Annotated in this window: 2 tRNA genes and 2 rRNA genes; all 4 read left to right on the top strand. The window is 49.8% G+C overall.

Annotated features, from left to right (window positions below):
* A 16S ribosomal RNA gene (locus ACQ4WR_RS28250) occupies nt 1–518 on the top strand; the annotation flags it as partial.
* 81 nt (nt 519–599) lie between these two features.
* Nucleotides 600–676: transfer RNA gene (locus ACQ4WR_RS28245), tRNA-Ile, on the top strand.
* 19 nt (nt 677–695) lie between these two features.
* Nucleotides 696–771: transfer RNA gene (locus ACQ4WR_RS28240), tRNA-Ala, on the top strand.
* 240 nt (nt 772–1,011) lie between these two features.
* Nucleotides 1,012–1,479, top strand: a 23S ribosomal RNA gene (locus tag ACQ4WR_RS28235); the annotation flags it as partial.

Genomic DNA, 1,479 nt, shown 5'->3' with positions numbered 1-1,479 from the left:
GGAGTGCTCGAAAGAGAACCAGTACACAGGTGCTGCATGGCTGTCGTCAGCTCGTGTCGTGAGATGTTGGGTTAAGTCCCGCAACGAGCGCAACCCTTGTCATTAGTTGCTACGAAAGGGCACTCTAATGAGACTGCCGGTGACAAACCGGAGGAAGGTGGGGATGACGTCAAGTCCTCATGGCCCTTATGGGTAGGGCTTCACACGTCATACAATGGTACATACAGAGCGCCGCCAACCCGCGAGGGGGAGCTAATCGCAGAAAGTGTATCGTAGTCCGGATTGTAGTCTGCAACTCGACTGCATGAAGTTGGAATCGCTAGTAATCGCGGATCAGCATGTCGCGGTGAATACGTTCCCGGGTCTTGTACACACCGCCCGTCACACCATGGGAGCGGGTTTTACCAGAAGTAGGTAGCTTAACCGCAAGGAGGGCGCTTACCACGGTAGGATTCGTGACTGGGGTGAAGTCGTAACAAGGTAGCCGTATCGGAAGGTGCGGCTGGATCACCTCCTTTCTAGAGTTTGCACGAACCGGGTAACTGGTTCACGCATCAAATGTTCACACTTATCGGCTGTTAATATAAAGAACAGCATTTGGGGCTGTAGCTCAGCTGGTTAGAGCACCGTGTTGATAACGCGGGGGTCGTTGGTTCGAGTCCAACCAGCCCTACCAGTTTCTGTAGTAAATCTCAGGGGGATTAGCTCAGCTGGGAGAGCACCTGCTTTGCAAGCAGGGGGTCGTCGGTTCGATCCCGTCATCCTCCACCAAAAGTTCAAACGTAAGTTGATCACATCGGTGATTGAATTTAGGTTTGGTCTTTTCGAGACCAAGTGCTGTATGTTCTTTAACAATCTGGAAGAAGTAAAGATTATTTATTGATCGGTTTGCCGTAAAAAGCGAATCGATGGGTAATGATTGTATGTATCAACAAACAAGCAACAACGTTGTACTTTCTTATCCCTGTAGCGCTCTTTCATTATGCAAATGATGAGAGGCTAACGTTATAGGGACAAGCGAATAAGTGCACATGGTGGATGCCTTGGCGATTACAGGCGATGAAGGACGTAGTAGCTTGCGATAAGCTGCGGGGAGTGAGCAAACACACTTTGATCCGCAGATTTCCGAATGGGGCAACCCACCCTTTTAGGGTATTGCATACTGAATACATAGGTATGCAAGGCGAACGCGGCGAACTGAAACATCTAAGTAGCTGCAGGAAAAGAAATCAACCGAGATTCCCAAAGTAGCGGCGAGCGAAATGGGAGGAGCCTGTACGTGATAGTCGGACTGATAGAAGAATCCTCTGGAAATAGGAACCGTAGCGGGTGATAGTCCCGTATTCGAAATCAGACCGGTGATACTAAGCGTACGACAAGTAGGGCGGGACACGTGACATCCTGTCTGAATATGGGGGGACCATCCTCCAAGGCTAAATACTCGTAATCGACCGATAGTGAACCAGTACCGTGAGGGAA

The organism is Janthinobacterium amylolyticum (assembly GCF_051380655.1).
In the GTDB taxonomy this organism is placed as follows: domain Bacteria; phylum Pseudomonadota; class Gammaproteobacteria; order Burkholderiales; family Burkholderiaceae_D; genus Janthinobacterium.
Note: the sequence above shows the minus strand (reverse complement) of the source record. Positions and strands in the feature narration are given on the sequence as shown.